The organism is Kribbella yunnanensis, assembly GCF_039529655.1.
Taxonomy (GTDB): Bacteria; Actinomycetota; Actinomycetes; order Propionibacteriales; family Kribbellaceae; genus Kribbella; species Kribbella yunnanensis.
On record NZ_BAAANF010000023.1, the window covers coordinates 155,439 to 163,628 of the forward strand.

At 67.8% G+C, this 8,190-nt stretch carries 7 protein-coding genes; 2 read left to right on the forward strand and 5 right to left on the reverse strand.

Annotated features, from left to right (window positions below):
- Positions 1–60: 60 nt before the first annotated feature.
- Positions 61–372, reverse strand: coding sequence for an AfsR/SARP family transcriptional regulator (locus tag ABD231_RS35125; RefSeq protein WP_344162164.1), 312 nt, complete (start codon positions 370–372; stop codon positions 61–63).
- A gap of 8 nt (positions 373–380) precedes the next feature.
- The gene (locus ABD231_RS35130; protein WP_344162167.1) at positions 381–521 is read right to left on the reverse strand and encodes a hypothetical protein; all 141 of its coding nucleotides are present in this window, start codon (positions 519–521) and stop codon (positions 381–383) included.
- 228 nt (positions 522–749) lie between these two features.
- Between ABD231_RS35130 and ABD231_RS35135 the strand changes: the two genes are divergently transcribed.
- Entirely contained in the window at positions 750–1,064 is a 315-nt protein-coding gene (locus tag ABD231_RS35135; protein WP_344162684.1) for a PhzF family phenazine biosynthesis protein, read from the forward strand.
- Positions 1,065–1,427: 363 nt separating this feature from the next.
- Here the strand turns inward: ABD231_RS35135 and ABD231_RS35140 are convergent, their stop codons facing one another.
- From ABD231_RS35140 to ABD231_RS35150, 3 genes are all read right to left on the reverse strand, one after another.
- Positions 1,428–1,601, reverse strand: a complete 174-nt coding sequence (locus ABD231_RS35140) for a hypothetical protein (RefSeq protein ID WP_344162170.1) — start codon at positions 1,599–1,601, stop codon at positions 1,428–1,430.
- A gap of 77 nt (positions 1,602–1,678) precedes the next feature.
- Positions 1,679–4,942 (reverse strand): AfsR/SARP family transcriptional regulator, encoded by a 3,264-nt coding sequence (locus tag ABD231_RS35145; RefSeq protein ID WP_344162173.1) that lies wholly within the window; start codon positions 4,940–4,942, stop codon positions 1,679–1,681.
- The gene (locus ABD231_RS35150; protein WP_344162176.1) at positions 4,932–7,577 is read right to left on the reverse strand and encodes an ATP-binding protein; all 2,646 of its coding nucleotides are present in this window, start codon (positions 7,575–7,577) and stop codon (positions 4,932–4,934) included. The genes ABD231_RS35145 and ABD231_RS35150 overlap by 11 nt, the downstream gene beginning before the upstream one ends.
- Positions 7,578–7,744: 167 nt before the next feature.
- Between ABD231_RS35150 and ABD231_RS35155 the strand changes: the two genes are divergently transcribed.
- Positions 7,745–8,190 (forward strand): hypothetical protein (locus ABD231_RS35155; protein WP_344162179.1); only part of this gene is annotated, 446 nt, incomplete at its 3' end.

The following is an 8,190-nucleotide window of genomic DNA, read 5'->3' on the forward strand; positions in this document are numbered from 1 at the left end:
GCTGGCAAGTCATCCTGGATCGCCGCAATCAGCCTGCTCCACGCCGACGAACGATGGCGACTAGTTGGCGGAGCGAGAGACGTCCACGCACTCCGGTGGAACCTCACAGGCATAGCCGCCGGAGCGCCGTACGACCGAGCCACCAACCGTGCTCAGCACGCCGCGAAGCTGACTCAAGTAGGCGTAGAGCGTCGCCGCCGGACGGGCGGGAAGATCCTCACCCCAGACCCGATCGATCAACACCTCGAGCGGCACGACCTGACCCGGTGTCGCCGCCAGCACCGCAAACACCAGACGCTGCTTCGACGAATCGACATCCAGCACCGAGTCGCCGACCCTGACCTCGACCTTACCCAGCAGCCGGATCTCCATCAGGCGGACTAACTCACAGACGGAGCAGCGCCAGGCCCGTCGCGGGAGGTCTGCACGGGCCTGGCCGTCCCCCACCCCTGCAGTTGCGCGATCTCCGGTGCTGCGATGGTGGTCATCGGCGTCGTACCGGCCGCCGAGCGAATCGTCACCTGACGCCGCGCAAGACGACGACGGAATGAATGGTTCGCGTCATGGCACGCTCACGTCCGTTCGCGCAGGTCGATGTGTTCTCGCCGCCCCCTACCTCGGCAATCCCGTCGCGGTGATCCTTGACGCGGATGACTTGGACACCGACGCGATGCAGCGGGTCGCCCGGTGGACGAATCTGTCCGAGACGACGTTCGTGCTGACGCCCGCCTCCGCGGATGCCGACTGCGATGGTCGGCGCGATCGGCGCCTATCCCGAGGGGCCGGAGCACGCTTTCGAGATGCGCACGTTCGCACCGGGCATTGGAGTGGCGGAGGATCCGGTCTGCGGCAGCATGAACGCCTCGGTCGGCCAGTGGCTCACCCGCACCGCGCGGTGCCGGGCAGCTACCGCGTCTCGCAAGGCCAACGGCTGGGCAGGGCTGGTGACATCAGGATCACCGCGGCGACCGATGGCAGCGTCTGGGTCGGTGGAGCAACGAACACCCTGTTCCGCAGCACGGCCATCGTCTGACAGGCCCCGGCCTGTGACCAGAGCCTTATGAGCCGTTAGGTGTTAATTGGACCCAATCACCGCCAGCAGAGGATGACCCGGCAGTCGCCCGGCCGGGCGAGCGCGGGCCGGATGCGGGGTTGGTGTCGAGTAGGGACTCGAGGAGTTGGCGGAGGACGGTTAGCTGGGCGCGCGTGTAGGTGGGCGTGTTGGCGGAACGGCAGAGGAGGAAGGTGCCTTCGAAAGTGACGAAGACGGGGTCGGACAGGGCGTCGGGGTCGATGGGCCCGGTAGGTAGGGCGTTGCGGAGCAACTGGGACACGGCTGTCCGCTGAGCCAGTTGCATCAGGCCGCCTGATGGTCGCGCCGCCGGGCGGAACCGGGCTCAGGCTTGCTCGAGGCTGCACGCCGTTGGCTACGTCGCTGGAGGGGTTCGGTCGGTCATGCAGGTGCGGATGACGTGGATCAGTTCGAGGCGGGTGCGGAACGGGATCGACTGGCCGGTTGCGATGTGCTGGACGATGCCGCGCAGTTCGTCGCCGGGTGGGCCGTCGGCCGGTGACCAGACTCGTACGACGAAGGTCTGCATGGATCACCCCTCGGCTGCGTGGATGAGCGGGGCGGCTGACGTGCAGGTTCATGGTGCCTGGCGGGGTTTCGGTGGTCTTAAGGCTTGGGGAACGGGGCAGCCTCTGCGTCGATTTCTGCCATTCGTTCCAGGTAGGCCTGGTAGCGACGTCTGGCTTCGCCGTGACTGCCGGTGCGTTCGAGGACATGTACGAGGTCGAGGTGGGCGCGCTCGTCGTACGGGTCGTGCTCGAGGATGCGCAATTGGTAGCGGGCGACGGTTCCGTTGTCGCCTGCGGCGGCGGCTTCGTCTGCCAGTGCGCGCAGTACCTCCAGATAGGCGGCTTTGGCTTCCTCGCGGAGGGCAGTAGCCCAGTCGTCGTACGGATTCTCGTCGAGGAAGTCGCCGGTGTAGGTGGTTTCCGCTGCTGCCAGCAGGCGGCCGGCTTCTGACGTCCGTCCGGCCCGCCAGTGAGCCAAACCTGTACTGGCGTCGGCAAGGAAACTCTCCACGTCGATCGTGAGCTGACTGATGTCGAGGCGCACATTCTCCAGATCGGCATCGATCAGCGGGGCCGGCCCGAGTTCTTTGTCCGGGTCGAGTACGCCGCGGACAGTCGAGAGTGCGACCGAGAGCCGGTTCGACAGGCGTTCCGGTGGCTGGTCGGGCCAGAGCGCTGCCATCAGCGCCAGCCGGGCGACGGGCCGGCCGCGTCGGGAGACGAGGATCTTCAGCAGGTCGCGTGCCTTCTTGCTCTGCCACGTGGCTGCGGTGACGGATACGCCGTTGCGAAGCACCGTGAAGGTGCCGAGTACGCGGATGGCCAGTTTGGGCTGCGGCTTGCATTCGAACGACGCGAGCAGGTCGGCCGCGGCCCGGCTGTAGCCGTGCGCGCCGAGTTGGGCCGCCTGGCGTGCGACATCCTCGGCCAGCTCACGCCCGGAGGTGCCCCCGAGTTGCCCCGCGAGCAGGAGACTGACGCGCAGTGTGCCGATCGGATCGCGCAGGTCGCGCCAAGATCCTGCGGCCTGTTCCAGGAGGTACGGCGAGTCTGCACAGTGGGCCTGTATCTCGAGCGCCTCGGCGAGGCTGGCGCGATCTCGCTGGCGGCGGGCTTCGGAGGCAGCCTGCGTAGCGAGGTCGTCGGCGCGCGTGAGCTCAGCTGAGAGCAGCGCGACCCGAGCCGCCGCGAGTAAGGCTCCGACGTGCCCGAAGACCGGTCCGAACGACAGTGCGCGTTCGGCTGCCTTTCCGGCTGCGGCTGGATCGTCCGAGGCCAGCACGCGCGCCAGCCCTGACAGGGCGGGCACCAGGTTCTGCAGCTCTGGTCCGTCCTCGGCCAGCGTGACTGCTTGTTCGTAGGCTGACCGGGCGAGCGCGAGATCGCCCCGGGCGAGGTAGACGTCACCGAGTCCGCAGATCGGGTAGCACACATCCCGCGATCCGGTTCGCTGGAAGTACAGCTTGGCGGCCTCGAAGTCGACGATCGCCTCCTCGAATCGCCCCAGGCAACGGTAGGCGTCACCGCGGTTGTTCCGGCCGAGTGCCTGGAACGTGGCGAAGCCGGCGAGGTCGGCCAGCGGGATCGCAGCCTCCAGTTCGGCCAGGGCGTCCTCGTAGTTCCCTTCGTCCTGGCAGTGCGATGCGTGGTTGACGCGGATCCGGATGATCTGCAGTACGTCGCCGGCGCGTTCGGCGTGCTCCAACGCAGTGGCGTAGTGCTGGTCGTTGGCCGCCCGGTCTCCTTCGAGCACAGCGAGCATGGCGATGGTCGTGTGTACGGCGGCGAGGGCGCGGTCGTCGGCTGCGTTCGTGGCGACCCGCATTGCGCGGTCTGTCAGCTCGCGGCAGGTCGATGCGTCGCCCTTGGCCCAATAGGCGGTGGCCATCCATGCCAGTAGTCGTGCATCCTCGGCGCTACTGGATGAGTCGCCGGACGTTGTGACCAGACCCCGTCGGTAGACCTCAAGTGCATCGTCGAGATCGCCGCGCAGGTAGTGAATGACACCCATCCGCCAGGCCAGCCCGGTGTCGAGTTCGCCGAGCGAGGTCTCCACCCTGCGGAAGCAGGACAGCGCACGCTCCCAATCGCCGCGCACCTGCAGCGCCTCCCCGAGCAGACGCCAGTGAGCCGGCCTGAGCGCGTCCGCGGGCACCGAGTCCGCGGCGCGGATCACCGCAGCGACTGCACCTCGTCCGAGCAGCTCGGACCCATGGTCGGCAAGTAGGTCGACGACGCGGTTCGGCAAGTCGGCATCGAGCAGCAGGTTCAGCGCTACCTCCAGGTCGTTCTGCTCGACGAACCATGCGGCTGCTCGCTCGCTCAGCTCACGCAGTTCCCATTGATCGAGTGGGAAATGCCGCAGTGCGAACTCACGGGCCAGCGGGACCAGGGAATAGCGAGCGAAAGCGCTGCCTGCCCGTCGGCCCGCCGCGCGATGCTCGACGAGCAGACCTCGACGCAGGAGTGAGTTGATGTGGCCTGCTGTCTCCGGCTGCCCGAGCGCCTCGCACAGTTGTGCGCTGATCTGCCCGCAGGCCGCCGCGGTCCGCACCAGTTCGCGCACCACGAACGGTTCGCGGTCGAACACATCGCGGGCCAGATAGTCGAACAGTGGTCCCTCGGCCAGGCGGACACCCTCGACAATTCGCTCCTGATCCGCCGGCGACGCCTCGGCCATCATGTCCGCGGCCAGGCGTACGGCGACCGGCCAGCCCCGGGTCGCGTCCCAGAGCGTGGGCGCCAGCTCGCCCGGCTCTCGTCGTACGACCGAGGCGAGGAGCTCTGCGGTCTCGTCCACGGTGAAGGCCAGATCGTTCGCCGAGAGATCGAGTACGTCGCCATGTGCCCGCAGTCGCTCGAGGTGGAACGGCGGTTCCTCCCGACCCGACAGCACCACGTGCAGTCGGTCGGGCGCTTGGCGGCACAGGAACTCGACGAACCGCGCCGAGCCGCTTCCCGGCGCGAGGAGTTGGGTGTCGTCGAGAACGATCACTACGTCGTCTCGAAGGCGTGTGTGCAAGGCGTCGCACACCAACGCCGCGATCGCACCGGCGCGTCCGTCGTCGTCGTTGTCCGGTAAGCCGGCTTCGCCGATCGTGCCGGCCAGCCAGGCGCTCAGACCGGGGATGCATTCGGTCAGTTCGTCGAGTATGCCGCGCGCAAGCACACCGACGTTCCGGTCGGCTGCGGTCAGCGAGTGCCAGGCGCATCGAGCATCTGCGGACCAGGACCGCAATGCTGTGGTCTTGCCGAAACCAGCTCCGGCCACGACGCAGGTCATTCTCCGCGTCAGCACGTGTGTCAAGGCCTTCGTCAGCCGGGGCCGAGAAAGCATGGCCACGGTCGTCTCATCGGACATGCTGACCTGCCGACCCGTCGTACGGCGGAGCCGGGTGGCTCAAGGCAGCAAGCTCGCGGAGTGTGTCGGTGCGCCATGGCCCGGCGTCCGCAGCGTTCGCAACCTCGAGGGCTTCCGTGAAATGAGCGACCGCGCTCTCGTGCTCCCCGAGCACGGTCGCAAGGCGTCCCAGGTAGTACGCGACCGGGCCGAGGCATGCCACGGCCGAGGCCACGACGACGATCCGGTGGGCGAAGGGGAGCAGAGCGTCGTACAGCAGTCGGGCGCGTGCCTCGTCCCCGAGGATCGTGCAGACCTCGGCGAGAAGTGCCGTCACGACTGGCCAGTTGGCGTCTCTCGGCAAGTCCTGGAGCTCCCGCGTGAACAACGCATCGAGTTCACGAAGGGCCTGGTCGGTCTTGCCGAGTTCGGCGTACAGGAGGGTCAGTGCGGCTCGCCAGTTCGCCATTGCGGGGAACTGGTCGACCATCCGGACGACCACGTCCTCCAACTCGGCCAACCTGCCTTGCTCGCGGCGCAGCAGATAGATCTGAGTGCTGAAGAACAGGTCGGCACTGCGTGCTCCGGCGCGATGGCCAGACTGCCTCGCCTGTGCGGCCAGGCCTTCGGCCTCGGCGTTCTCGCTCGCGAGCAGCGCCCGCTGTGCCGCGAACAGGTCCGCATACCACCGGTAGATCGGCATGCGTAGCTCGGTGGCGAGCCGGTCGAACGACGTCATCTCGGCGAATGCGCTGCGGATCTCGCCCAGTTCCAGCAGGTCGACGATCCGCCAGACTCGGCCCTCCAGTATCAGCGGCTGGTTCTCAGCGCGCCGCGCGATCGCGATCAGCTGTTCGGTGTCCGCGAGCCGTTCCGTCGCCGTGTCCGGACCCCACGATGCGAAATGCCGGGCGGACAGAGCGATGCCTAGTACGGCTGGATCGCTGAGCTCTGCCGCACAGAGGACTGCTTCGTGGGCGAGAGCGATACGACGCTCCTGCTCGGTGGTGAAGTAGAGCGCGACGGCCAGCCGGGCCAGCAGACGCACCCGTGCGACCGGCGCCGGGGTCGTGGCCAACGCCTCCTCCAGCAGGTCGATCTGCTCCCGGTCGACGGTGCCGAACTCGAACCGGCCGCCGCCGAATCCGAGTGCTGCCCGGACGAGCCGATCGGCGGATCCGAGCGAGCGGGCGAGTACGGCGGCCTCGCGGTACGCCTGCTGCGCGGTCGACAGCCGACCGGCTCTGCGCCGTGCGCTGCCGAGAGCGAGTAGCAGATCGCAGCGCTGATCAGGCGTCCCCGAGAGAGTGCGGTCGAGTACGGCGAGGGCCTGTTCATAGTGTGTCTCGGCCTCTTCGTAGGCCAGCAGTTGACTGGCCCGCCGGGCGGCGCGCACCGAGTAGTCCAACGCCCTGTGTGCGAGCGCCTCGGTCGGTTGCCCGCAACGGATCGCGGCCACGAAGTGGTGCGCCAGCGCGGTCGCGTGCATCTCGGGCTCAGCGGAATAGCGGCCTTCAAGCACTTCGCCAACCCTGCGGTGCAGGCTGCCGCGCAGGTCCAGGGGCAGATCGGCGTACGCCGTCTGTTGCAGCAGCCCATGGGCGAACCGATAGGTTCCCGAACCGTCCGTGTGGACGATGCCGGCCCCAACCGCGGACTGGAGTTCGGAGGCGAGCTCATGATCCGAGCGGTGGACCAGATACCGCAACGTAGTCAACTCGAAGACCCGCCCGAGGACCGAGGCGTATCCCAGGATGCGCCTCGTGTCGCTGGGCAGCGGCCGTAGCTGACCACGGAGTAGGTCGCGAAGATCGTCCGGCAACGGTACGGCGGATGTCCGCTCGTCCGCCGTTTCGGCCAGCCGCCGTGCGATCCGCCCGAGCAGGAACGGGTTGCCGCCGGTGGCCTCGTGGACGGCGCCGGCCAGCTCGACGGACGGCGTACCGGGTCCGGTATCTGCCAGATACTCGTGCACCTCATCGGGGGAGAGACCGCCGAGCTGCAGACTCGTGCACTCCTTCTCGAGCGTGGACAGCAGGCCGAGGCGGTCGTCAGGTGTCGTGGCATCGTCGCGGTAGGCGACCAGGAGCAGGATCGGCACGCTCCAGATGTCGCGGGCAACGAACCGCAACAGGAGCAGCGACGGCTCGTCGGCGGCGTGCGCGTCGTCGATGACGATGACAACCGGCTGGCCGGCCGCGGCCCTGGCCATGAACCTCGTGATCGAGTCGAATAGCTGAAAGCGCTCGTCGTCGGTACGGATCGAGTCCTTCCGTCCGGGATCGGAGCTCGGCAGGTAGTCGGCCAGCTCGGGCAATAGCCGGGCGAGAGGCACCGCAGTCCCGGCGAACTCCGCCAGGTCCCGTTCGTCTGTCTCGGTGACCAGACCGCGCAGGATCTGCACCCACGGCCAGTACGCCGGCGCTCCGCCGTCCTCCCAGCACCGGCCCCACAGCACTCGCGCACCGCTCTCCCGGGCGGCGGTGGACAGCAGTGTTGCGAGGCCGGTCTTGCCGATTCCCGCCTGTCCACTCAGCAGACACACCCGGCCCCGCCCGGACCGGACGTCGAGCAGGGCGGTGTGCAGCTGCGCTTGCTCCGACCGGCGGCCGACGAAGATGTCGGCGCCTGATCGGCGTACCCCCAGGTCAGCCATCAGAGCAGTCCTCCTCAGGCCAAGAGTGGCAGCGGACGCCCGATCTGGCCAGCGGCATTCTGCTCGGCCGGACTTTAAGCCTACGGAAATCCTGGCCGCATCCTTCCAACAATACGGTCATCACCGATATTGCCGACCGCGGCGAACGTGACCGTCCAGGGGGAAAGATGAAACACGCAACAACTTGGCGGCGGCTCGCCGCGAGTCTCGCAACGCTGGGGATGCTGGGGACCGCAACAGCAGTGCTGGCACCGTCGGCTTCGGCCGACGTGACCTGCATGTTCGGTGGCAGCACCATGACTGTCAAGGTCACTGACGGGACGGCAGCCATCGGTAGGTCAGGCAACAACCTGACCGTCAACGGCGTCCCGTGCGGCTTGGCCACCGTGACCTCGACCGACACGATCGACATCAAGGGAACGCCGGGGTACGAGACAGTCGATCTCGCTCCCGGGCTCGCGCCCGGCAAGACAGCTGAGGCCGGTGACGACGAGATCGAGGTCAAGATCGATCTCGGCGCGAACTCCAAGCCCGGCAACGGCCAGGTCGTCGTACTGCGTGGGACGGCCGGCAAAGACCGGATCACCATCGGCGCCGCAGGAGCCAACGTCAA

Coding starts and splice junctions, on each gene's coding strand:
- ABD231_RS35145 (WP_344162173.1), bottom strand. CDS start 4,942: ATGTCCGATGAGACGACCGTGGCCATGCTTTCTCGGCCCCGGCTGACG.
- ABD231_RS35140 (WP_344162170.1), bottom strand. CDS start 1,601: ATGCAGACCTTCGTCGTACGAGTCTGGTCACCGGCCGACGGCCCACCC.
- ABD231_RS35150 (WP_344162176.1), bottom strand. CDS start 7,577: ATGGCTGACCTGGGGGTACGCCGATCAGGCGCCGACATCTTCGTCGGC.
- ABD231_RS35125 (WP_344162164.1), bottom strand. CDS start 372: ATGGAGATCCGGCTGCTGGGTAAGGTCGAGGTCAGGGTCGGCGACTCG.
- ABD231_RS35135 (WP_344162684.1), top strand. CDS start 750: ATGGTCGGCGCGATCGGCGCCTATCCCGAGGGGCCGGAGCACGCTTTC.